We start from the raw sequence: 22,056 nt of genomic DNA, 5'->3' as shown, positions 1-22,056 counted from the left end.
GCTCGCGAGCGGCTCGATGGGCCGGCCCAGACAGGCCCGCTCGACCACGGGCTGACGCCGCTTCCTTATGCGGGCAGGACGATCACCTTCGTCTTCACCGGCGTGCGCGAGTAGAGGTCGAGCATGTCCTGGCTGAGGAGGCCGGTGCAGCCGCTCGTCACGCCGGTCCCGATCGTTTCCGGGTCGCTGGTGCTGTAGATCGTGTACAGCGTGTAGACGCCGTTCTGATAAAGATAAAGCGTGCGGGCGCCGAGCGGGTTGTCGAGGCCCCCCGGCATGCCGCCGGCGTATTTGCGAGCCTCCGGCTGGCGCTGGATCATCTCCTTGGGCGGCGTCCAGACGGGCCATTCGGCCTTGCGCCCGACATAGGCCTCGCCGCTCCACAGAAAGCCCTGGCGGCCGACATTGGCGCCGTAGCGCGTGGCGTTTCCTTCGCCCTCGATCCGGTACACGTAGTAGTTGCCGGGATCGACGATGATGGTGCCAGGCGCTTCCTTGCTGTCGTAGCGCACCGTCCGGCGATAGTATTTCGGATCGATCTTGGTGACGTCCACCTGCGGAATCGGGAACTTCTCGTTGGGCACCGGCCCGTAGACCTTCTCCGCTTCGGCGCGGGTCATGCCGTCGGTGGTCACGCAGCCGGCGAGTCCCAAAGCGCCGAGGCTGACGGCGGAGCCGACCAGAAACGACCGGCGGCTGGGACGCCCCGACCAGTGCCCGGGCAGAGTTCCCTGGTCCCTCTGGCCGGCATCGGCCATCCCATCGTCCGTGATCATGATGCTGGAGTTTCCCTGTGCCCCTGTTCGCGGGCCAGAGAAGGCTCCGGCATGAACCCGCTGAACGAATTTCGGTGCGCCGAGACTGCCGTCCCACGGCTTTCTTGGCAAGCTCGGGCCTTGGCTGGGCGGCGCCGGCCTGCCTCGAGGCTGTGGTCAACCCGGCGAGGCCTTCCCGGTCGTTCGCCTCGACCCGCTCTCTCTCGTCAGCGGGCTCCCTTCACCACCACGCACTGGGCGGGCGGCTCGACGCCCCTCAGGACGTCGATCACGGTTTGCGCCGCGATCCTGTTCGTGCGGCTCAGGCCCTCGTTGCTGGAGCCTGCGGCATGGGCGGAAGCCATGACGTTCGGCAGGCCGATCAGCTCCCGAATCGCCGGGAGGCTGTCGTCGTCACCCTCGCCTTCGAAGACATCCAGGCCGGCCCCGTAGAGCCGGCCCTCCATCAGGGCCTGCTTGAGCGCCTCCTCGTCGACCAGCCCGCCGCGGGAGGTGTTGATCAGGATGGAGCCGGGCTTCATGGCCGCCAGCGCATCCCTGTCGATGATCCGGCGGGTCTCACGGGTGAGCGGCAGGTGCAGGCTCACATAGTCGCTCTGCCGGAGCAGCGCGGGCAACTCGACCAGCTCGACGCCGAGGCCCTCGGCGGCGGCGCGATTCGGGAACGGGTCATAGGCGAGGACCCTGGCGTCGAAGCCCCGGAGGCGCTTGGCCACGGCCTGGGCTATCCGCCCAAAGCCGACCAGTCCGACCGTCTTCTCGAACAACTCCATCCCGACCACGGGTGACCAGCGGCCGCCCTCCAGCGCGCGATGGCTCTCCTTGAGACGCTTGGCGACGCCAAGCATCATGCCCAACGCGTGGTCGGCCACGGAGGCGTCGTTGCCGCCGGGCGCGATCGCGACGCAGACGCCGAGCTCGCGCGCGGCCTCGATGTCGACGTTGTTGTAGCCCACGCCCCGTCGCGCGATCACCTTGAGCTGGGGGTGGGCCCGGATGAGTTCGCCCCTCACCGGCGCCGTGCCCACGATCCAGCCTTCCACGCCTTCCAGCAGGCGGTCGAGCTGCGCCTGGTCCAGGGCGTCGTCCTGCACATCGTCCGGAAGTCCGGTGCGCCTCACCGTCAACCCGTTCTCCCGCAGCAGCGCCTCCGCGGACGGATCGAAGAAGCGTGTCGAGACAAGGACGGTGGACGGCATGCGCAGCTCCTGTTTGCGACCATCCTGCAAGGCCGGGCCACGTCCGGAGACACAGCTACGCGCCGGGCGCGTTCGCCTGGACTGGGTTGTCGCCGCCAGCCCGGTGAGTCGCACTCCGATCAGGATGCTGGCTGGGACGTACGCGTTTCCGGCGCCGTTGACCAGCAGGCGCGCGACGCGCCCGGCCATACTCCAGGATGTGAGATCAAGTCCGCCCGCCCGAGCGGCGGCTCTCAAGAAGGGGATGCTCTATTTGCACCGCCGCTTGGCCCGCTTTAGCGCGGCTTCGTCCCAACCGAGTCGGGCGACTTCGGCCACCCAGCCAAAAACCCTGGAAATGTAAGGAGAAATTGGCGCACCCGACACGATTCGAACGTGTGACCTTTGCCTTCGGAGGGCAACGCTCTATCCAGCTGAGCTACGGGTGCCTGCGGCGGGGCCGGCGGAACGTGTCTAGCCGATTGCGCGGCGGGGGGCAAGGAGCGCGGGGGGCGGGGGAGTATCGGTGGTCGCCCAGAACGCGAGCTGACGAACGTGGGCGCCGGCGCCGGGCGGGAGGCACGGGCGGAGGGATTGCCGGACAGCGCCCCCATCGTCTGCGCCTGGCCCGCCTGGGCTAGGCGGGCACCGGCGCGCGGACCTCCACGAGCAGCTTGCCGAAGTTCCTGCCCTTGAGCAGGCCGATGAAGGCCTCGGGGGCGTTCTCCAGGCCCTGCACGACGTCCTCGCGGTAGCGAATGCGGCCCTCGCGAATCCAGCCGGACACGTCCGTGTAGAAGTCCCGGGCCTGGGAGGCGAAATCGCTGACGATGAAGCCGCGGATGGTCAGCCGCTTGGAGAGCACCGCGCGCATGAGGCCAGGCAGGCGGTCCGGGCCGGGCGGCGGCTCGACGGCGTTGTACTGGGACACGAGGCCGCAGACGGGGATGCGGGCGAAGTCGTTCAGGAGAGGGAACACGGCGCTCCAGACCTCGCCGCCGACGTTCTCGAAGTAGACGTCGATTCCGTCCGGGCAGGCGGCCGCGAGCTTCTCGGGCATGTCGGGGGAGCGGTGGTCCACCGCGGCGTCGAAGCCGAACTCCTCGATGAGGGCCCGGCATTTCTCCGGGCCACCGGCGACGCCAACGGCCCGGGCGCCTTTCAGCCTGGCGATCTGGCCCACCAGGGAGCCGACCGGCCCGGTCGCGGCGGCCACCACTACCGTCTCGCCCGCCTTGGGCTGGCCGATGGTGAGCAGGCCCGTGTAGGCCGTCATGCCGGGCATGCCGAGCACGCCCAGCGCCGTGCGGGGCGGGGCGGCGGCGGGGTCGAGCACCCGGACCTCGGAAGCCTTGGCCACCGGATAGTCCTGCCACCCGCCGTACGCCAGCACTACGGCGCCGACGGGCAGGTTGGGATCATGGGAGGCGAGGACCTCGCAGACGCTGCCGCCCACCATCACCTGGCCGATCTCGACCGGCCTGGCGTAACTCTTGGCGGCGCTCATGCGCCCGCGCATGTAAGGGTCGAGCGAGAGATACTGGGTGGCGAGCAGCGCTTCGCCAGGTCCAGGCGCCTGCACAGGGACGGTGCGCAGCTCGAAGTCGGAAGGCTTGGGCTCCCCGATCGGGCGCGAGGCGAGGACGAACTGGCGGTTCTCGGTCGGCAGCGGCATGGCGGCCTCCTGGGCTATGGATCGCATCATAGCATCGGGCGCGCCCCCGGCGAGCTTCCGCGCCGCAGTCGCCGGCGTGCGCAGGATCGGCCTTCCTGGAGCGCTCCGTCGCTGCGCTCCTCGCAAGGACGGGCAGGGCCGGCAACGCGCCTTAAGCGAAAGCCCCCGCGGGGCGGGGGCTTTCTGTTCTTCCAAGCCCTTAGGCCGAGCGGCTGGTTTTCCGGCTGGAGCCGGCGCCCGTGGGGTCGGCGCCCGTTCCGGTGGAGCCGGAGGCGCCGGTTCCCGAGCCCTGGCCGTAGCTCACGGCGCCGGGGTTGCCGGAACCGCCGGTCATGCTGGCGGAGCCGGTGGTCGCCGAAGAGCCGGAGCCGGTCCTTCCCATCGTTCCGCTCGAGCCCGTCGTCCCGGTGCTGGAGCCGTAGGTGGACTGCCCGGTCTGGGTCGCCCCCATGCCGCCGGCCATCGAGTCGGAGCCGCGGGCCTTCACGCGGATGTTGTTCTGCACGTGGGTGACGCCCGCGACGCTCTCGGCGATGTCTTCCGCGTGGCGCTTGGCGAAGCGCTCGTCGGCCGTGCCGGACAGGGTGACCTCTCCGTTGCTCACGGAGACGTCGATGTCCGAGGCGTCGATGTGGGGATCATCGGTGAGGCGATCGTTGACGTCCTCGCGGATGCGGTCGTCCGAGCGGGTGTAGCCGCGCGGCCCGCGGCCGCGGTGCATCTGGTCCTGCTGGGCGTCCATGCGGCGGCGGCGCTCGGCGTCCTCGTCGCCGAACCAGGACGCGACCTCGTCGCTGGCGCGCTCGAAGAAACCGCGGTCCTCGTCCCGGCCGTAGCCGGCTCCGCGGCCGTACTCGCCGCGGCCATAGCCGCCGCGCTCGTAGCGGCCCTCGTAGCTGCGGTCGGCGAAGCCGGAGCCGCGGCTGTAGTCGCGTTCGCCGTAGCCGTAGTTGCGGCCGTAGTCGGAGCCCGATCCCATGCCGCCGCGGCCGTAGTCACGGCCGGACTCGCCATAGTCGCGGTCGCGCATGAAGCTGCGGTCGCGGTCGCCGTAGCCGGAACGGCTGCTCGAGCCCCCGCCGAAGCCGTAGCGATCCTCGCCGCCGGCCGAGTAGGAGGCTGCGCCGCGGCTCGGGCCGTATTCGGGCGCCACGGGTTCGTCGAAGCGGGAGCGGGAGCCGAAGCCCTGGCCGCCGCCGAAGCCGCCGGAGCCGCTGAAGGAGCCGCGCTCGCGGTCGCCGCCGCGGGAGCCGCCCCAGTTGTCGCTGCGGCTGTAGTCGTTGCTCCAGTCGTCACGGCCGCGCTCGTCGCGACCCCAGTCACCGGCCCGTTCCCAGGCCTCGTTGCGGCCGAAGTCCGAGCCGCCGGAGCGGAAGCCCGACGCGCTGGAACGGCCGGAGTAGCCGCCGCCGGAGCCGCCGGCCCCGCCGCCGAAGCGGCTGCGCTCGCCGCCATAGCGGTCCTCGGTCCAGCGTCGGCGGTCCTGGTCGCGATAACGGTCGTCTTGGGCCATGGGGATCCTCCTCTCCTGTGCGTGCAGGCGTTGTGGGGCCGCGGTGCGGCCTGTGCGGGAAGAGCCCTGTCAATGCCTCCGCTATCGGGAAGTTCCGGTTCCATTAACCATAAGGCGGACGCCGAGGAGCGCCCACTCCGGGGGGCGTCAGCGCCGGAAAGCGCGGACGAAATCGAGGAGCACCGCGATCGCCGCGTCGGCGTCCGCCTCCGTCATGGATTCCGCCGGATTGTGGCTGATTCCGCCCTTGCAGCGCACGAAGAGCATGCCCACTGGGCAGAGGTCCGCCATGGCCATGGCGTCATGGCCCGCGCCCGACGGCAGTTCGAGCACGGGGATCTGGCGGCCGGCCACGGCGGCGGCGAGGCCGGCGCGGATCGCCGGGTCGCAAGGCGCGGCGGAGGCGTCGTAGAAGGGTTCGACCGCCAGCGTGACGCCGCGGCGGGCCGCGATGGCGCGGCACTCGGCCTCGCAACGCTCCACGAGGCGCATGCGGACGGCGTCGTCCGGGCTGCGGGCGTCCAGGGTGAACTGCACCCGGCCGGGGATGACGTTCACGGCCCCGGGCTCCACGACGAAGCGGCCCACGGTGGCGACCGTGTCCGCCTGGGCGGCGCCGAGACGCTCGATCGCCAGGGCCATCTCGGCGGCCGCGGAAAGCGCGTCACGGCGCAGGCCCATGGGGACGGTGCCGGCATGGCCGGCTTCGCCCGTCACGGCCAGACGGCGCCGGCTGGCGCCGTTGATGGCGGAGACGACCCCAACGGGGAGGTCGCGTACCTCCAGCACGGGGCCTTGCTCGATATGGACCTCCACATAGGCGAGCACGCCGGCGGGGTCGCGGGCGAGCGCCGGGATGCCTGCCGGGTCGCCCCCGAAGGCGACCAGCGCGTCGCGCAGGGTGACGCCGTCCTCGTCGCGGCCGTCCAGGGTGTCCACGTCGAATTTTCCGGCGAGCGCCCGGGAGGAGGAGAGGTTCGAGGGGAAGCGGACGTTCTCCTCGTCCCCGAAGGCGAGGGCCTCGATGGCGAATGGCAGGCGCTCGCCCGTCCTGGCGAGTTCCTCGATGACCGCGATCGCCGCGATCACGCCCAGCGTGCCGTCATAGGCGCCGGCGTCCTTCACGGTGTCGATGTGCGACCCGATCAGCAGGGCGGGCTGGCCGGGCTCGGTCCCCTCGTAGCGGCCCACGACGGCGCCGAGGGCGTCGACGCCCACCGAGTCGCAGCCCGCGTCGCGCATCATGGCGGCGACGGCGTCGGCGGCCTGCCGGTGCGAGGCCGACAGGTAAAGGCGGTGAATCTGGCCAGGAACGTCCGTGAAGGCGCGCAGCGCGTCGAGGCGCGCCATGGCGCGCGAGCCGGGGGTCTGGGCGAGCGGGATGTGGGGCACGGTGGTGGTCATGGGCTCAGGCTAAGCAGGATCCGCGCCGCCGGGCAACGCGGGCCAGGCATTATTGTCGTCCAGGCAAAAATGCTGCGTCGGTCATGGGGGCGCGCGCCGACGCGCGGCGCCCTATGTTCCGGCCCATCGACGCCGCGCCGCGGCGGCCCATGCACCGGATTGCGCCATGACCGACCTTTCGCTCGCCTCCGCCCAGACCATCGTGACCGAGGCGCTGAAGCACGCCCGGGCCCAGAACTTCCAGAAGCTCGCCGTGGCGGTGATCGACGCCCGGGGGGCGCTGCGCGCCTTCGCGGCCGAGGACGGCACGAGCCTGATGCGCGGCGAGATCGCGCGCGGCAAGGCCTTCGGGGCCGTCGCGCTGGGCCTCGGCTCGCGGGCCCTGCACCGCATGGCGCAGGAGCGGCCGCACTTCATTGAGTCGATGCACGGCGTGGTGAACGGCCCCCTGGTGCCGGTGCCGGGCGGAGTGCTGATTCGCGACGCTTCGGGCGCGCTGCTCGGCGCTGTGGGCATTTCGGGCGACACGTCGGACAACGACGAGGCGGCGGCGCTGGCGGGCGTCGCGGCGGCGGGATTCACGGCGGATCCCGGCAAGTAAAACCGCGCGGGCCGGCCCCCTTCGCCGCCGCGCGGCAGGGCTGCGCCGACGGGGGCTGGACAGTGCCCCGCGAGCGCGCTTCGCTTTCAGAACGCCGTGCGAGCGGCGACCAGCGCCACGCCGGAACGGCGGACGCTCACCCGAGGGGGAAATCCGCCATGCCGCGCTTCGCCGCCAATCTCTCGATGATGTTCACCGAGTGGGAGTTCCTCGACCGCTTCGCGGCGGCCGCGGACGCGGGCTTCGCGGCGGTGGAGTTCCTGTTCCCGTACGAGCATCCGCCCGAGGCCGTCGAGCGGCGCCTGCGCGAGAACAGCCTGACGCAGGCCTTGTTCAACCTGTGGCCGGGCGACTGGGCCGCGGGCGAACGCGGCATCGCCGCCCTCCCCGGCCGCGAGGCCGAGTTCCGGGAGAAGCTCGAGCGGGCGGCCGAATATGTGGAGGCGACGGGCGTACGCCGCGTCCACCTGATGAGCGGCCTGGCGGACCCGAACGACCCGGCGGCCCAGGCCTGCTTCCTGGGCAACCTCGGGCTCGCCTGCGAGCGCATGGGGGACCTGGGCGCGGACGTGCTGCTGGAGCCGATCAACGGGCGCGACATGCCCGGCTATTTCATGAACAGCTTCGACAGCGCGGCGGCCATCATCCGCCAGGCGGGACGGCCGAACCTGAAGCTGCAATTCGACTTCTACCACCGACAGATCCTGCACGGGGACGTCACGATGGCGTTTCGCGAGCTGCTGCCGATCACCGGGCACGTGCAGATCGCCAGCGTGCCGAGCCGGCACGAGCCGGACGGGGAAGAGTTGAACTACCCCTTCCTGTTCGAGGAGATGGACCGGCTGGGATACGCCGGGTTCGTGGGGTGCGAGTACCGGCCGAAGGCCGGGACCGTGGAAGGGCTGGGCTGGTTCGCCAAATGGCGGCGCAAGGCGACGTAACGACGGGACGGCTTCGGGTCGGAAGATACGTCATTGCGAGCGGAACGAAGCAATCCAGGACGCGGCCGCCCGCCTTATCCCCTGGATTGCTTCGTCGCCCTTCGGGCTCCTCGCAATGACGAAGGCTGGACGGCGTGGGGTGGAGTTCGGGCCGCGCCATGGCACACTCGGCCCTGAACGTCTGAGAGTCTGGACCCGCCCATGGCCGACGCCGAGAAGCCGCGCCGCAAGGTGCTGTTCATCACCACCGACCAGTGGCGCGCGGACGCGCTGGACCTGGCGCCCGGGCTGGACATCGCGCCCAACCTGCGGGCGCTCGCGGCCGAGGGCGTCACGTTCAAGCGGCACTACACCAACGCGGCGCCGTGCGGGCCGGCGCGGGCCACGCTGCTGACGGGGCTCTACCCCTTCGTTCACCGCTCGGTCCGCAACGGGACGCCGCTCGACGCGCGGTTCAGCAACGTCTTCATGGAGGCGCGGCGGGGCGGGTACGATCCGGTGCTGTTCGGCTACACGGATTCCTCCATCGACCCGCGCACCACCGTGCCGGGCGACCCGCGGACGCGCACCTTCGAGGGCCTCCCGCCGGGACTGCGGCTCGAGGCGGCGCTCAACGAGGCGAGCCTGGAGCCCTGGCTCACGGACCTCGCCAAGCGCGGCTACGAATTGCCCAAGCGGCTGCGCAACATCTACCACCACCCGGGCTCCACCAACGAGATGAAGCGCTTTTCTCGCGGAGCCGCCCTGTACCGCGCCGAGGATTCGGACACGGCCTGGCTCACGGACAAGCTGCTGGATTTCTGGCGGCTGCGGGCGAAGGAGGACTGGTTCGTCCACTTCGTCTGGTATCGGCCGCACCCGCCCTTCATCGCGCCCGAGCCCTATAACCGCCTCGTGCCGGCGGAGGCGGTTTCCCGGCCGAGCAGGCGCGCCACGATCGAGGAGGAACGGGCCGTCCACCCGTTCCTGGATGCATGGCTTTGTGAGCAGGACACGGCGGACTACCTCAAGACCCAGGTCAACGCGCAGAAGCTGAGCGCGGACCAGATCCAGGACATGCGCGCGGTCTACCTTGGGCTGATCGCCGAGATCGACGCGCATCTCGGCCGTCTCGTCGAGCACCTGAAGCAGACCGGCGAGTGGGAGGAGACGCTCGTCATCTTCACCTCGGATCACGGCGAGTTGCTGGGCGACCACTGGTGCTGGGGCAAGGGCGGCTTCCACGACCCGTCCAACCACGTGCCGCTGGTGATCCGGACGCCCGGCATGCCCGAGGAGACGCGCGGGCGGGTGGTGGAGGCGTTCACTGAGTCCGTGGACATCGTCCCCACCATCCTCGAATGGATCGGCCAGCAGCCGACGCCGGAGATGAACGGGCTATCGCTTCTGCCCTGGATCCGCGGCGAGACGCCGGAGGCCTGGCGCGACTCCGTGTTCTGGGAGTTCGACTTCCGCACGCTCGGCGGCGGCGGGCTTGAGAGCGACCTGGGGCTCACGCCGGACCAGTGCACCCTGAACGTGATCCGCGAGGATCGCTGGAAATACGTGCACTTCACGGCGCTTCCGCCGCTCCTCTACGACCTCGCGAACGACCCGGGCGAGTTCACCAACCTGGCCGACGATGCAGCCCATGCCTCCGAGCGGGCGCGGCTCGCCGGGCGCCTGCTCTCCCACCGCATGCTTCACGCGGAGCGGACGCTCACCAACACCAAGCTCGCCCATTCGGGCGTAAAGACCTGGACGGGCCCGCGCGGCTTCACGCCTTCTGCCTTGTAAAGAGGCAAGCGATGGCGCCCAGAAAGCAGGCGCCTCTGGACGGTGCGCAGGAACGCGCCACAGCGGCCAAGTCGCGCAATCCTGTGCGGGAAACCGGCGCTGCAGGCGAATCCTGCTGCAGAACAGGCGAACTCAGCCGCTTGCCGCCGAATCTTCTTCGATTCCGCCTCCTCCACAGACTCCACCGAGCGCTGGCACGGCGCTTGCGAACCCTTCTTCCCGGTCCATGAACCCGCGTAGGAAGGGGGCTCAAACCCATGTCGCTTCGTCTCAAGTCATTCGTCGCCGCTGCGGCCGTCGCCGCAGGCGTCTCGCTGCTCTCGGCGGCCGCCCAGGCCCAGCAGACCATCAAGGTCGGCATTCTGCATTCTCTTTCAGGCACCATGGCCATCAGCGAGACCACGCTGAAGGACGTCATGCTCATGCTCATCGAGGAGCAGAACAAGAAGGGCGGCGTGCTCGGCAAGAAGCTCGAGCCGGTCGTGGTCGACCCGGCCTCCAATTGGCCGCTCTTCGCCGAGAAGGCGAAGGAACTGCTCCTGAAGGACAAGGTAGCAGCCACCTTCGGGTGCTGGACCTCGGTGTCCCGCAAGTCCGTGCTCCCCGTCTTCGAGGAGAACAACGGCATCCTCTTCTACCCCGTCCAGTATGAGGGCGAGGAGTCGTCGAAGAACATCTTCTACACCGGCGCCGCCCCGAACCAGCAGGCGATCCCGGCGGTCGATTACCTGATGGAGAACGAGAAGGTGCAGCGCTGGGTGCTGGCCGGCACCGACTACGTGTACCCGCGCACGACGAACAAGATCCTCGAGGCCTACCTCAAGGCCAAGGGCGTCAAGGCCGAAGACATCATGATCAACTACACGCCGTTCGGACATTCCGACTGGCAGACGATCGTCTCCGACATCAAGAAGTTCGGTTCGGCCGGCAAGAAGACCGCCGTGGTTTCGACAATCAACGGCGACGCCAACGTGCCCTTCTACAAGGAGCTCGGCAACCAGGGCATCAAGGCGACCGACATCCCGGTGGTGGCCTTCTCGGTGGGCGAGGAAGAGCTCGCCGGCATCGACACGAAGCCGCTGGTCGGCCATCTCGCCGCCTGGAACTACTTCCAGTCCGTCGACAATCCCGACAACAAGGCCTTTATCGAGAAGTGGAAGACCTTCACCAAGAACCCGAAGCGCGTGACCAATGACCCCATGGAGGCGCACGTCATCGGCTTCAACATGTGGGTGAAGGCGGTAGAGAAGGCTGGCACCACCGACCCGTCGGCGGTCATCGACGCGCTGATCGGCGTCTCCGTGCCGAACCTGTCGGGCGGCTACTCCACCATGATGCCGAACCACCACATCACCAAGCCGGTGCTCATCGGCGAGGTGAAGGGCGACGGCCAGTTCAACATCGTCTCCCAGACCCCGGGCCTCGTGGTCGGCGACGAGTGGTCGGACTACCTCGAGGGCTCCAAGGACCTCATCTCCGATTGGCGCGCCCCGCTCTCCTGCGGCAACTTCAACGTGAAGACCGGCAAGTGCGGCGGCAAGTCGGTCAACTGACCGGCTGAGGACAAGGTCGTCCCCGGCGGCGAAGAGCGCCAGGGACGACGGGCCAAACACGGCGCCGGTTCGCCCGGCGCCGCTCCCCACCACCAGAGGCACTTCGTGATGCGTTTCGCGCGTCTTTTTCTGGCCCTGCTCGGGCTGGCCCTGGCCATGCTCGCGCCGCCTGCGGCCCGGGCCGCCGACCTCGACGCCGCTTTCGCGCGCATCGCCACCGAGAATTTCAACGAGATCGAAGCCGCCATCGGCGACCTCGCGGCCACAGGCAACGACAAGGCCGCTACCGCCCTGCAGGCGATGACCGACGGGGCTCTCGTGTACGCTCCCGCCACCAAGGGCGTGTTCATCAAGAAGGCCGACGGCTCGTTCCTGGACGCCAGGACGGGAGTCGCCCCAGCCGAGGCGCCGTTCGCGACCAAGCCGGTGCGGGTCAACAACCGCATCCGCCGCGCGCTGGAGGCGGCGCTGGGATCCCTCACGCTGCTCGCGCCCGATCCGGCCAAGCGCCTGGCCGCAGCCGAGGCGGTGTTCAAGTCGCGCGACGTCGCTGCCCTGCCGGCGCTCGACGTGGCGCTCGCCAAGGAAAGCGACGCCAAGGTGAAGCGCGTCATGACGCAGGCGCGCGCCGCCGCCATCCTGGCCAAGCCGGACGCGACGGACGCCGAGAAGGTGGCGGCCATCGACGTGGTCGCCGAGCGCGGGGACCAGGACGCCCTTTCGCTTTTCGCCAACCTGCGCGCCAACGGCGCCCCCATCGTGAAGATGGCGGCGGAGACCGCGGCCGGCGCCATCGAGCGGCGGCTGGCCGTGCTCTCGTCGGTCCAGAATGTCTGGTACGGCCTGTCGCTCGGCTCGGTGCTGCTGCTGGCGGCCATCGGCCTCGCCATCACGTTCGGCGTCATGGGCATCATCAACATGGCCCACGGCGAGATGGTGATGCTGGGCGCCTACACCACCTTCGTGGTCCAGGAGCTGTTGCGCACCCGGTTCCCCGGCCTGTTCGACTGGTCGCTCGCGATCGCGCTGCCCCTGGCCTTCCTGGTGTCCGGCGCGGTGGGCGTGCTGCTGGAGCGCAGCGTCATCCGGTTCCTGTACGGGCGGCCGCTGGAGACCCTGCTCGCCACCTGGGGGGTGAGCCTCATCCTGCAGCAGGCCGTGCGCTCGGCCTTCGGGGCCAACAACCGCGAGGTGGGGGCGCCCTCCTTCATGGCGGGCTCGTTCGACTTCATGGGGCTGCAGATCACCTATGGCCGCCTCTGGATCGTGGTGTTCTGCGCGGCCGTGTTCGCGGCGCTCCTCTTCGTGCTGAAGGCGACGTCCTTCGGCCTGAAGATGCGGGCCGTGACCCAGAACCGCCGGATGGCCGCATGCATGGGCATCCGCACGCCGTGGGTGGACTCGCTCACCTTCGGGCTCGGCTCGGGCATCGCCGGCATCGCGGGCGTGGCGCTCTCGCAGATCGACAACGTGTCGCCAAACCTCGGCCAGAGCTACATCGTCGACAGCTTCATGGTCGTGGTGTTCGGCGGCGTCGGCAACCTGTGGGGCACGCTGGTCGCCGCGCTCAGCCTCGGGATCGCCAACAAGTTCCTGGAGCCGTTCGCGGGCGCGGTGCTCGGCAAGATCCTGCTGCTCGTCTTCATCATCCTGTTCATCCAGAAGCGTCCGCGCGGGCTGTTCGCCCTCAAGGGACGGGCGGTCGAAGCATGATCCTGTCCAAGCTCCTCACCGAACTCGACTGGCGCGGTCGCGTCTTCCTGCTCGCGCTCGCGGCCGCGGCCGTGATCGTGCCGGTCCTCAACCTGGCGATCCCGGAAGGCTCCGCCCTGAACGTGCCGACCTATGCGGTGTCGCTGCTGGGCAAATATCTTTGCTACGCCCTGCTGGCGGTGGCGCTTGACCTCGTCTGGGGCTACTGCGGCATTCTCTCGCTCGGGCATGGCGCGTTCTTCGCCCTCGGCGGCTACGCCATGGGCATGTACCTGATGCGGCAGATCGGGACGCGCGGCGTCTACGCCAACCCGATCCTGCCGGACTTCATGGTCTTCCTGAACTGGAAGGAGCTGCCGCTCACCTGGTGGGGCTTCCAGTCGTTCCCGTACGCCATGCTGATGGCGCTGGTGGTCCCCGGCCTGCTCGCCTTCGTGTTCGGCTGGTTCGCCTTCCGGTCGCGGGTGACCGGCGTGTACCTGTCCATCATCACCCAGGCGATGACCTACGCGCTGCTGCTGGCCTTCTTCCGCAACGACATGGGGTTCGGGGGCAACAACGGCCTTACGGACTTCAAGGACATCCTGGGCTTCAACATCCAGGCGCAGGCGACACGGGTGGCGCTTTACGTCGCGACGGTGATCGCTTTGGCGCTGGGGTACCTGGTGGCCCGCGCGATGGTCACCTCGTCCTACGGCAAGGTGCTGATCGCGATCCGCGACGCCGAGAGCCGGGCGCGTTTCCTGGGCTACCGGGTGGAGCGCTACAAGCTGGTGGCCTTCACGGCATCCGCCTGCATGGCGGGCGTCGCCGGCGCGCTCTACGTGCCGCAGGTGGGCATCATCAACCCTTCCGAGTTCGCCGCGGCCAACTCCATCGAGGCGGTGATCTGGGTGGCGGTCGGCGGTCGCGGCACGCTGGTCGGCGCGGCGCTGGGCGCCGTGCTGGTGAACTGGGCCAAGACCTGGCTCACCGGCGCGTTCCCGGAGATCTGGCTCTACGGGCTGGGCGCACTGTTCATCGTCGTCACCCTGTACCTGCCCAAGGGCATCGTCGGCGCGCTCTCCGAGTGGAGCGCGCGGCGCCAGGATCGCCTCGCCTCCTCCGCCGCCGCCGAGGCCGGCGTCGGCCCGCAGCCCGCCGGGGCGGAGTAAGCCATGTCGTCCGTGACTAATCCCGAGCTCACCCAGTCCATCCTCTACCTCGACGGCGTGAGCGTCTCCTTCGACGGCTTCAGGGCCCTCAACAGCCTCTCCATGGTGATCGGCCATGGCGAGATGCGCGCCATCATCGGCCCGAACGGCGCCGGCAAGACCACCATGATGGACGTCATCACGGGCAAGACACGCCCCGACGAAGGGGACGTGCTGTTCGACGGCAAGGTGGACCTGACAGCCCTGGACGAGGCCTCCATCGCGGAGCTCGGGATCGGGCGGAAATTCCAGAAGCCCACCGTGTTCGAGAGCCACACCGTGGACGACAACATCCTGCTCGCCATGAAGGGCCCGCGCTCGGCCGGGTCGTCCCTGTTCGGCTGGCGCAACCGCGTCCGCGACGACGAGAAGGACCAGGTGCTGGAGACGGTCGGCCTCAAGGACCACCGGCGACGTCTGGCGGCCGACCTCTCGCATGGCCAGAAGCAATGGCTGGAGATCGGCATGCTGCTGGCGCAGGACCCTAAGCTGCTCCTCGTCGACGAGCCGGTGGCCGGCATGACGGACGCCGAGACGGAGCAGACCGCTGAGCTGCTGGCCGCCATCGCGAAAACCCACGCCGTCGTGGTGGTGGAGCACGACATGCATTTCGTGCGCGCGCTCGGCTGCAAGGTCACGTGCCTGCACGAGGGCTCGGTGCTGGCCGAGGGCGCCATCGACCAGGTCTCCACCAACGACCGCGTGGTCGAAGTCTATCTGGGGCGCTGAACGATGCTGTCCGTCGAGTCGATCGACCTCTTCTACGGCGCGGCCCAGGCGCTGCGCGGCGTTTCCCTCCAGGCCCAGCCCGGGCAGGTCACGGCCGTGCTCGGCCGCAACGGCGTGGGCAAGTCCTCGCTGCTGCGCGCCATCACGGGCGTGCAGCCGATCCGGAGCGGCCGGATCGTCTGGAAGGGCGCGGATCTCGCCGGCCTCGCCCCGTATGACCGCGCTCGCCGCGGCGTGGCCTACGTTCCACAAGGGCGCGAGATCTTCCCGCTGCTTACCGTGAAGGAAAACCTGGAAACAGGCTTCGCGCCCCTGCCCCGCAAGGAGCGCTTCGTCCCGGACGAGATCTTCGACCTCTTCCCCGTGCTGAAGGACATGCTCCACCGTCGCGGCGGCGACCTCTCGGGCGGGCAGCAGCAGCAGCTCGCCATCGGCCGGGCGTTGGTGACGCGGCCGTCGCTGCTGGTGCTGGACGAGCCCACGGAAGGCATCCAGCCCTCCATCATCAAGGACATCGGCCGCGCCATCGACTACCTGCGCCAGAGGGGCGACATGGCCATCCTGCTCGTCGAGCAATATTTCGAGTGGGCCCGCGACCTGTGCGATACGTACGCCGTGATGGACCGGGGGCAGGTGGTGCTGGCGGGCTCGCGCGGCGAGATGGCGGAAAGCGATGTCCGGCGGCATCTGTCGGTGTGAGATCGTGGCGGATCGTTCAACATTGCCGTCATCCCCGGCCGGAGCGGCGCAGCCGCGGAGGGGAAGGGGATCCAGGGGTCTGTGCTCGATCCCCTGGATCCCCTTCCCGCGCCTGCGGCGCGCCGGGGATGACGGTGGAGATATGCGTCGCAGCTGGGCAGGCTGCTGATGCTTGGCCAATCGAAGCCCGACGTTCAGGCTTGGGCAGTTCCAGCCTCCATCCGCGCCCGTGGCGTGATCGACGCGCGCTTCGCCCGGACGGGGCGCGGCACGCAGGCCATGGCGCTGCGCGAGGCCGGCGGCTATCGCCTCAAGTTTCCCAAGGCGGCCGGCTGCGAAGCCGTGCTCATCAACACCGGCGGCGGCATGACGGGCGGCGACCGGCTGGACGTGTCGCTCACCCTGGACGCGGGCGCCGAGGCGGTGCTCACGACGCAGTCGGCCGAGAAGGTCTACCGCTCGGACGGCTCCGCGGCGGAGATCACGGTCGCTGCCGAGCTCGGCGCCGGCGCACGCCTATCCTGGCTGCCGCAAGAATGCATCCTGTTCTCCGGCTCGCGCCTGCGCCGTCGCCTTCGGGTCGCCATGGCCGAGGACGTCACGCTCACCCTGGCCGAGTCCGTGGTCTTCGGCCGCGTGGCGTCCGGCGAGACGCTTGGCGAGGGCCTGTTCGACGACCGCTGGGAGATCCGCCGCGGCGGAGGGCTCGTCTTCGCCGAGGCCGTGCGCCTCGATGGTCCGCTGGCCGCCACGCTAGCCCGCCCGGCGCTGGGCGGCGGCGCCCGCGCGGTCGCCACCGTGGTCCACGTGGCGCCGGACGCCGAGAGCCGCCTGGAGGACGCGCGCGCCGCGCTGGACGGCGCATCGTCGGATTGTGGCGCGAGCGCCTGGAACGGCATGCTGTGCGTGCGTTTCGCGGCCGAGGCGCCCGCCGTCCTGCGGGCCGATCTCGCCCGCTTTCTGTCCGTGTTCCGATCCGGCCCGCTGCCGCGGGTCTGGCAATGCTGAGCGAGATCACCCGATGAACCTCTCCCCGCGCGAGAAGGACAAGCTGCTGATCGCCATGGCCGCCGTGGTGGCGCGCCGCCGCCTGGAGCGCGGCGTCAAGCTGAATCACCCGGAGGCGGTGGCCCTGATCACCGACTTCGTGGTGGAAGGCGCGCGCGACGGCCGCTCCGTGGCCGAGCTCATGGAGGCCGGCGCCCATGTGATCACCGCCGACCAGGTGATGGACGGCGTCGCCGAGATGATCCACGACGTGCAGGTGGAGGCCACATTCCCGGACGGCACCAAGCTCGTCACGGTGCACAACCCCATCCGCGGCGCCGCCGGCGCGCTGGTTCCGGGCGAGGTGACGACCCTCGCCGGCGACATCGTCATGAACGAGGGCCGCGAGACCGTGACCCTCACCGTCGCCAACACCGGCGACCGGCCCATACAGGTGGGCAGCCACTACCACTTCGCCGAAACCAACCCGGCGCTCGCCTTCGACCGCGCCCAGGCGCGCGGCATGCGCCTGGACATCCCGGCCGGCACGGCCGTGCGCTTCGAGCCCGGCCAAACCCGCGAGGTCCGGCTCGTGGCGCTCGCCGGCAAGCGGGAGGTCTACGGCTTCCGCCAGGACGTGATGGGCAAGCTGTGATGCGCTTGTCCGTCATTGCGAGGAGCGCAGCGACGAAGCAACCCAGAGGACGGCGCCCCAAGCCCGCCTGGATTGCTTCGCTGCGCTCGCAATGACGATCTGCAAACTTCCGGGGATCTGAACGATGGCTGCCACTCTTTCCCGCTCCGCCTATGCGGACATGTTCGGCCCCACTGTGGGCGATTCGGTGCGGCTCGCCGACACCTCGCTCGTCATCGAGGTCGAGAAGGACTTCACGATCTATGGCGAGGAGGTGAAGTTCGGCGGCGGCAAGGTGATCCGCGACGGCATGGGCCAGTCGCAGGTCACGAACGCGGCCGGCGCCGTGGACACGGTCATCACCAACGCGCTGATCCTCGACCACTGGGGCGTCGTGAAGGCGGATGTCGGCCTCAAGGACGGCCGCATCGCCGCGGTCGGCAAGGCGGGCAACCCGGACATCCAGCCCGGCGTCACGATCGTGATCGGGCCGGGCACGGACGTGATCGCGGGCGAGGGCAAGATCCTCACGGCGGGCGGCTTCGACAGCCACATCCACTTCATCTGCCCGCAGCAGATCGAGCACGCCCTGATGTCGGGCGTCACCACCATGCTGGGCGGCGGCACCGGCCCGTCGGCGGGCACCAACGCCACCACCTGCACGCCCGGACCCTGGCACATCGCCCGGATGATCCAGAGCTTCGACGCCTTCCCGGTGAATCTCGGCATCTCGGGCAAGGGCAACGCCGCCCGGCCCGAGGCGCTGGTGGAGATGATCCGCGCCGGCGCCTGCGCGCTGAAGCTGCACGAGGACTGGGGCACCACGCCCGCCGCCATCGACAACTGCCTCGCCGTCGCGGACGACCACGACATCCAGGTCATGATCCACACCGACACGCTGAACGAGTCGGGCTTCGTGGAGGACACCATCAAGGCCTTCAAGGGCCGCACCATCCACGCCTTCCACACGGAGGGGGCGGGCGGCGGCCATGCGCCGGACATCATCAAGGTGGCGGGGCTGCCCAACGTGCTGCCCTCGTCCACCAACCCGACGCGGCCCTTCACGGTGAACACGCTGGACGAGCACCTCGACATGCTCATGGTGTGCCACCACCTGGATTCATCCATCCCCGAGGACCTCGCCTTCGCGGAGAGCCGCATCCGACGCGAGACCATCGCGGCCGAGGACATCCTCCATGACATCGGCGCGCTCTCGATGATGTCGTCCGACAGCCAGGCCATGGGCCGACTCGGCGAGGTGATCACCCGCACCTGGCAGACCGCGGACAAGATGAAGAAGCAGCGCGGCGCGCTGAAGGGCGACGGCCGCCACGACAACGCCCGGGCCACGCGCTACATCGCCAAGTACACGATCAACCCGGCCATCGCGCATGGCGTCTCGAAGCACATCGGCTCGGTGGAAATCGGCAAGCTGGCGGACCTCGTGCTCTGGTCCCCGGCTTTCTTCGGGGTGAAGCCGGATTTGGTGATCAAGGGCGGCAGCATCGTGGCCGCGCCCATGGGCGACCCGAACGCCTCCATACCCACGCCACAGCCGGTGCACTACCGGCCCATGTTCGGCGCCTTCGGCAAGGCGCTGACGGCCTCCTCGGTGGTGTTCGTGTCCCAGGCCGCCATCGCCGGCGGCCTGCGCGAGAAGCTCGGCGTGGCGAAGGACTTCGTGCCCGTCGAGAACGTCCGGGGCGGCATCTCCAAGGCCTCCATGATCCACAACGACGCCACGCCGCACATCGAGGTCGACCCCGAGACCTACGCGGTGACGGCGGATGGCGAATTGCTGGTCTGCGAGCCCGCCAAGGAGTTGCCGATGGCGCAGCGGTACTTCCTGTTCTGAGGTCGCCCTGCCCGCCGCGCATCCCCGCCCTGCGCGGGAGCGTCGCATCCGCGCTAGCGGGGGCGGGCCGGCTGCCCTAAGGCTGTCGCCTCGGGCGGCGCGCGACCGCCCGCGTCGGGGTGGCGATGGCTCAGGAGATCCGGCGCGCAACCGCCGTTCTGGCGGTGACGCAGGTCGTTGGCTGGGGAACGACGTTCTATCTGCCCGGCGTGCTCAGCCGCACCATGGCGGCCGACATCGGGGTCTCGCCCGAGTTCATCTTCGGCGGCGTAACCATCATGCTGGTGGTCTCCGGCGTGATCTCGCCGACCCTCGGCCGCCTGCTCGACAGGCACGGGGCCGCGCCGTTCCTGGCTGCGGGATCGTTGCTGACCGGCGTGTCGGTGGCGCTGCTCGGGCTCGTCACCGGACCGGTCACCTACGCGCTGGCCTGGCTGGCGCTGGGGATCTCCACCGCGCTGGCGCTCACGCTTCCTTCGTTCACCGCCATCGCGCAGCTCGCCGGGCACAACGCCCGGCAGAGCATGATCGTGCTGATGCTGATGACGGGCCTGTCCTCGTCGGTCGCCTGGCCCGTCACGGTGTTGCTGGAAGGCCTCGTCGGCTGGCGGTGGATGTGCATGATCTTCGCGGCCGTCCACGTGCTCGTCTGCGCGCCCCTGCACGCCTGGGTGCTGCCGCGGCGCAGGACCATGGAGCGCGGGGCCGCGGACGGCGCAGGCGGCGCCCCGCCGGTGGTCAAGCCCAGCGGCTTCCGCCCGGCCGTGATCGCCATGATGGCGGCGTTCGCGTGCTCGGGGTTCGTGTCCTGGGGGCTGTCGCTGCACATCGTGGAGCTGCTGCGTGAGGTCGGCATGAGCCCGAGCCTGGCCCTGACGCTCGGCTCCTCCATGGGCGCGCTGCAGGTGATCGCGCGGCTGATCGAGTTCCTGCTCGGCAAGCGGGTGTCGCCCATCGCCTCCGCCATCTTCGCCTCCCTGGTGATGACATTTTCCTTCGTGTTGGTGGCGGCGCTGAAGGGCTCGGTGGCGGGCGCGACGGCCTTCATCCTGATCTACAGCATCGGCTCGGGCCTGCTCGGCGTGACCCGGGTGGCGCTGCCGCTCTGGGTCTTCGGCTCGGCCGTCTACGGCACCTATTCGGGCAAGATCGCGCCCGTGCAGAACTTCTCCTTCGCGCTGGCGCCGCTCGTCTACGCCATCGTGGCCGAACAGGCCGGCGTGACCGCCGCGATCGCGATGTGCGGCGCGCTGGCCGCGCTGGCTGCGCTCTGCATGGTAGCGATCGGCCTCGTGGTGCGACGGCACCGGGCGGATGCCTAACTGGCGCGCGCCGTGCTAGGACGGGCGCGTTCACCATCGGAGTTCCGCCCATGCTTCGCGCCGCCGCCGTCGTCCGCAAGCCCGCCGTCAAGGCCGACCGCGTCGTGGACGCCGTCACCCTGGACCATGAGGGCCGCCATCGCCGCCGCGTGGCGCTGACCGGCGAGAAGGGCACGGAGTTCCTGCTCGACCTGGAGAAGGCGAGCGTGCTCAACGACGGCGACGCCCTGAAACTGGAAGACGGCTCGCTCGTGCTGGTGAAGGCCGCGCCGCAGAAACTCATCGAGATCCGGGCCGGCAATCCCAAGCGCCTGATGCGACTCGCCTGGCACATCGGCAACCGGCACACGCCCGCCGAGATCGGCGAGGACGCGATCTGGATCGAGGACGACCACGTGCTGGTGGAGATGGTGCGCGGCCTCGGGGCCGAGGTCGCCGCCGTGGAGCGCCCGTTCCAGCCGGAGCGCGGCGCCTATGAGGGCGGCCATGCGCACGCCCACCACGCCCATGATCACGGGCACGGCCACGAGCATGGTCACGCCCAGGGGGAGTCCTGCGGCTGCGGGCATGATCATAGCCATGAGCACGCCCATGATCATGCCCATGAGCACGGCTACTCGCATTCGCAAGACGAAGCGCACGCTCATCAGCACAGCCATGGCGAGGGCTGCGGCTGCGGGCACGACCATCACCACGAGCACGCCCATCACGGGCACAAGCATTCACATGGCTGAGAGCGGCATGCTGCCGCTGCTGGTCTGGCTGTCGCCGGCCTTTCCGGTGGGGGCCTTCGCCTATTCGCACGGGCTCGAATGGGCGGTGGAGACCGGGCAGGTCAAGGACGCCGCCACCGCCGAGGCCTGGCTGGCGGATCTCCTGGCGCTGGGCTCGGGCCGGAACGACGCCGTGCTGCTCGCCGCCGCTTGGCGGGCAGCGGCAGCGACCGACGACGAGGCGCTCTGCGGCGTCTGCGAACTGGCCAACGCCCTGCAGCCTTCGCGGGAGCGGCATCTGGAGGCCACGCAGCAAGGCAACGCCTTCCTCCTGGCCGTACGCACGGCATGGCCCTGCGCGGCGGTGGACCGGCTCGCCGCCTGCTGGAACGGCGATGTGGCCTATCCGGTGGCGCTCGGCGTCGCGGCGGCCGGACACGGTGTCCCGCTCGGCGCGACGTTGGAAGCAGCGCTGCTGGCCTTCGTGGGCAACCTGGTCTCGGCCGTGGTGCGCCTGGGGCCGATCGGCCAGACCGACGGCCAGCGCATCATTGCGGCGCTCGTGTCGGAGGTCCGCCGGGCAGCCGCCTTCGCGGAGGCTTCGACGCTCGACGACGTCGGCTCCGCGGCGTTCCGCTCCGACATCGCGTCGTTGAGGCATGAGACGCAGTATTCGCGGCTGTTCCGGTCATAGCACTGAGCGCCTGGTCCCCTGGATTGTTTCGTCGCTGCGCTCCTCGCTGGGACGGCTGGGGGCTGGCGTAGATCTTGGATGAGAAGCCGCAACACCGAGG

At 69.7% G+C, this 22,056-nt stretch carries 19 protein-coding genes and 1 tRNA gene; 14 read left to right on the top strand and 6 right to left on the bottom strand.

Translation table 11 applies throughout. From position 1 onward, the window contains the following. Nucleotides 1–65: 65 nt before the first annotated feature. From SLNSH_RS18530 to SLNSH_RS18505, 6 genes are all read right to left on the bottom strand, one after another. Complete coding sequence (locus SLNSH_RS18530; protein ID WP_106338602.1) at nt 66–776, bottom strand: L,D-transpeptidase family protein; 711 nt, start codon at nt 774–776, stop codon at nt 66–68. Between the two features lie 206 nt (nt 777–982). Next, on the bottom strand, nt 983–1,975 hold the full coding sequence (locus tag SLNSH_RS18525) for a phosphoglycerate dehydrogenase (RefSeq protein WP_106338600.1): 993 nt from the start codon (nt 1,973–1,975) through the stop codon (nt 983–985). A 351-nt stretch (nt 1,976–2,326) separates the two neighbouring features. After that, nucleotides 2,327–2,403, bottom strand: a tRNA-Arg gene (locus SLNSH_RS18520). 188 nt (nt 2,404–2,591) lie between these two features. Next, nucleotides 2,592–3,629, bottom strand: coding sequence for an NADP-dependent oxidoreductase (locus SLNSH_RS18515; protein ID WP_196240283.1), 1,038 nt, complete (start codon nt 3,627–3,629; stop codon nt 2,592–2,594). Nucleotides 3,630–3,828: 199 nt separating this feature from the next. Further along, entirely contained in the window at nt 3,829–5,142 is a 1,314-nt protein-coding gene (locus SLNSH_RS25745) for a BON domain-containing protein (protein WP_106338598.1), read from the bottom strand. 147 nt (nt 5,143–5,289) lie between these two features. Beyond that, nucleotides 5,290–6,546 carry an allantoate amidohydrolase gene (locus SLNSH_RS18505; protein ID WP_106338596.1) on the bottom strand — a complete coding sequence of 419 codons (1,257 nt, stop codon included), beginning with the start codon at nt 6,544–6,546 and terminating at the stop codon, nt 5,290–5,292. 166 nt (nt 6,547–6,712) lie between these two features. Here SLNSH_RS18505 and SLNSH_RS18500 point away from each other — a divergent pair, with 166 nt between their 5' ends. The 14 genes from SLNSH_RS18500 to SLNSH_RS18435 all read left to right on the top strand — a co-directional run bounded on the left by SLNSH_RS18500 (nt 6,713) and on the right by SLNSH_RS18435 (nt 21,956). Next, nucleotides 6,713–7,147: a GlcG/HbpS family heme-binding protein gene (locus SLNSH_RS18500; RefSeq protein ID WP_106338593.1), complete on the top strand. Its 435-nt coding sequence runs from the start codon at nt 6,713–6,715 to the stop codon at nt 7,145–7,147. Nucleotides 7,148–7,305: 158 nt separating this feature from the next. Continuing rightward, complete coding sequence (gene otnI, locus SLNSH_RS18495; RefSeq protein WP_106338591.1) at nt 7,306–8,088, top strand: 2-oxo-tetronate isomerase; 783 nt, start codon at nt 7,306–7,308, stop codon at nt 8,086–8,088. 201 nt (nt 8,089–8,289) lie between these two features. Continuing rightward, nucleotides 8,290–9,864 carry an alkaline phosphatase family protein gene (locus tag SLNSH_RS18490; protein ID WP_106338589.1) on the top strand — a complete coding sequence of 525 codons (1,575 nt, stop codon included), beginning with the start codon at nt 8,290–8,292 and terminating at the stop codon, nt 9,862–9,864. Between the two features lie 257 nt (nt 9,865–10,121). Next, nucleotides 10,122–11,417: an urea ABC transporter substrate-binding protein gene (gene urtA / locus SLNSH_RS18485; RefSeq protein WP_106338587.1), complete on the top strand. Its 1,296-nt coding sequence runs from the start codon at nt 10,122–10,124 to the stop codon at nt 11,415–11,417. A gap of 108 nt (nt 11,418–11,525) precedes the next feature. Beyond that, nucleotides 11,526–13,130, top strand: coding sequence for an urea ABC transporter permease subunit UrtB (urtB, locus tag SLNSH_RS18480; protein ID WP_106338585.1), 1,605 nt, complete (start codon nt 11,526–11,528; stop codon nt 13,128–13,130). Continuing rightward, nucleotides 13,127–14,284: an urea ABC transporter permease subunit UrtC gene (urtC, locus tag SLNSH_RS18475; RefSeq protein ID WP_106338583.1), complete on the top strand. Its 1,158-nt coding sequence runs from the start codon at nt 13,127–13,129 to the stop codon at nt 14,282–14,284. The genes urtB and urtC overlap by 4 nt, the downstream gene beginning before the upstream one ends. 3 nt (nt 14,285–14,287) lie before the next feature. Next, nucleotides 14,288–15,052, top strand: a complete 765-nt coding sequence (urtD, locus tag SLNSH_RS18470) for an urea ABC transporter ATP-binding protein UrtD (RefSeq protein ID WP_106338581.1) — start codon at nt 14,288–14,290, stop codon at nt 15,050–15,052. 3 nt (nt 15,053–15,055) lie between these two features. Beyond that, entirely contained in the window at nt 15,056–15,751 is a 696-nt protein-coding gene (urtE, locus tag SLNSH_RS18465; protein WP_106338579.1) for an urea ABC transporter ATP-binding subunit UrtE, read from the top strand. Nucleotides 15,752–15,919: 168 nt separating this feature from the next. After that, entirely contained in the window at nt 15,920–16,759 is an 840-nt protein-coding gene (locus SLNSH_RS18460) for an urease accessory protein UreD (protein WP_106338577.1), read from the top strand. A gap of 13 nt (nt 16,760–16,772) precedes the next feature. Beyond that, entirely contained in the window at nt 16,773–17,393 is a 621-nt protein-coding gene (locus tag SLNSH_RS18455) for an urease subunit gamma (RefSeq protein WP_106338575.1), read from the top strand. Nucleotides 17,394–17,517: 124 nt separating this feature from the next. Then, the gene (ureC, locus tag SLNSH_RS18450) at nt 17,518–19,227 is read left to right on the top strand and encodes an urease subunit alpha (RefSeq protein ID WP_106338573.1); all 1,710 of its coding nucleotides are present in this window, start codon (nt 17,518–17,520) and stop codon (nt 19,225–19,227) included. A 125-nt stretch (nt 19,228–19,352) separates the two neighbouring features. Then, nucleotides 19,353–20,549, top strand: coding sequence for an MFS transporter (locus tag SLNSH_RS18445; protein ID WP_106338571.1), 1,197 nt, complete (start codon nt 19,353–19,355; stop codon nt 20,547–20,549). A 50-nt stretch (nt 20,550–20,599) separates the two neighbouring features. Beyond that, entirely contained in the window at nt 20,600–21,283 is a 684-nt protein-coding gene (locus tag SLNSH_RS18440; protein ID WP_196240282.1) for an urease accessory protein UreE, read from the top strand. Next, complete coding sequence (locus SLNSH_RS18435) at nt 21,276–21,956, top strand: urease accessory protein UreF (RefSeq protein ID WP_196240281.1); 681 nt, start codon at nt 21,276–21,278, stop codon at nt 21,954–21,956. The genes SLNSH_RS18440 and SLNSH_RS18435 overlap by 8 nt, the downstream gene beginning before the upstream one ends. Nucleotides 21,957–22,056: the final 100 nt, after the last annotated feature.

Origin of the sequence: Alsobacter soli (assembly GCF_003004785.1) — a bacterium.
GTDB lineage: Bacteria > Pseudomonadota > Alphaproteobacteria > Rhizobiales > Beijerinckiaceae > Alsobacter > Alsobacter soli.
This window is presented reverse-complemented; position numbering and strand designations above follow the sequence as displayed.

Coding starts and splice junctions, on each gene's coding strand:
- SLNSH_RS18455 (WP_106338575.1), top strand. CDS start 16,773: ATGAACCTCTCCCCGCGCGAGAAGGACAAGCTGCTGATCGCCATGGCC.
- SLNSH_RS18460 (WP_106338577.1), top strand. CDS start 15,920: ATGCTTGGCCAATCGAAGCCCGACGTTCAGGCTTGGGCAGTTCCAGCC.
- ureC (WP_106338573.1), top strand. CDS start 17,518: ATGGCTGCCACTCTTTCCCGCTCCGCCTATGCGGACATGTTCGGCCCC.
- SLNSH_RS25745 (WP_106338598.1), bottom strand. CDS start 5,142: ATGGCCCAAGACGACCGTTATCGCGACCAGGACCGCCGACGCTGGACC.
- SLNSH_RS18515 (WP_196240283.1), bottom strand. CDS start 3,629: ATGCCGCTGCCGACCGAGAACCGCCAGTTCGTCCTCGCCTCGCGCCCG.
- SLNSH_RS18530 (WP_106338602.1), bottom strand. CDS start 776: ATGATCACGGACGATGGGATGGCCGATGCCGGCCAGAGGGACCAGGGA.
- urtE (WP_106338579.1), top strand. CDS start 15,056: ATGCTGTCCGTCGAGTCGATCGACCTCTTCTACGGCGCGGCCCAGGCG.
- SLNSH_RS18435 (WP_196240281.1), top strand. CDS start 21,276: ATGGCTGAGAGCGGCATGCTGCCGCTGCTGGTCTGGCTGTCGCCGGCC.
- urtD (WP_106338581.1), top strand. CDS start 14,288: ATGTCGTCCGTGACTAATCCCGAGCTCACCCAGTCCATCCTCTACCTC.
- SLNSH_RS18440 (WP_196240282.1), top strand. CDS start 20,600: ATGCTTCGCGCCGCCGCCGTCGTCCGCAAGCCCGCCGTCAAGGCCGAC.
- SLNSH_RS18525 (WP_106338600.1), bottom strand. CDS start 1,975: ATGCCGTCCACCGTCCTTGTCTCGACACGCTTCTTCGATCCGTCCGCG.
- otnI (WP_106338591.1), top strand. CDS start 7,306: ATGCCGCGCTTCGCCGCCAATCTCTCGATGATGTTCACCGAGTGGGAG.
- SLNSH_RS18500 (WP_106338593.1), top strand. CDS start 6,713: ATGACCGACCTTTCGCTCGCCTCCGCCCAGACCATCGTGACCGAGGCG.
- SLNSH_RS18445 (WP_106338571.1), top strand. CDS start 19,353: ATGGCTCAGGAGATCCGGCGCGCAACCGCCGTTCTGGCGGTGACGCAG.
- urtB (WP_106338585.1), top strand. CDS start 11,526: ATGCGTTTCGCGCGTCTTTTTCTGGCCCTGCTCGGGCTGGCCCTGGCC.
- urtC (WP_106338583.1), top strand. CDS start 13,127: ATGATCCTGTCCAAGCTCCTCACCGAACTCGACTGGCGCGGTCGCGTC.
- SLNSH_RS18505 (WP_106338596.1), bottom strand. CDS start 6,546: ATGACCACCACCGTGCCCCACATCCCGCTCGCCCAGACCCCCGGCTCG.
- urtA (WP_106338587.1), top strand. CDS start 10,122: ATGTCGCTTCGTCTCAAGTCATTCGTCGCCGCTGCGGCCGTCGCCGCA.
- SLNSH_RS18490 (WP_106338589.1), top strand. CDS start 8,290: ATGGCCGACGCCGAGAAGCCGCGCCGCAAGGTGCTGTTCATCACCACC.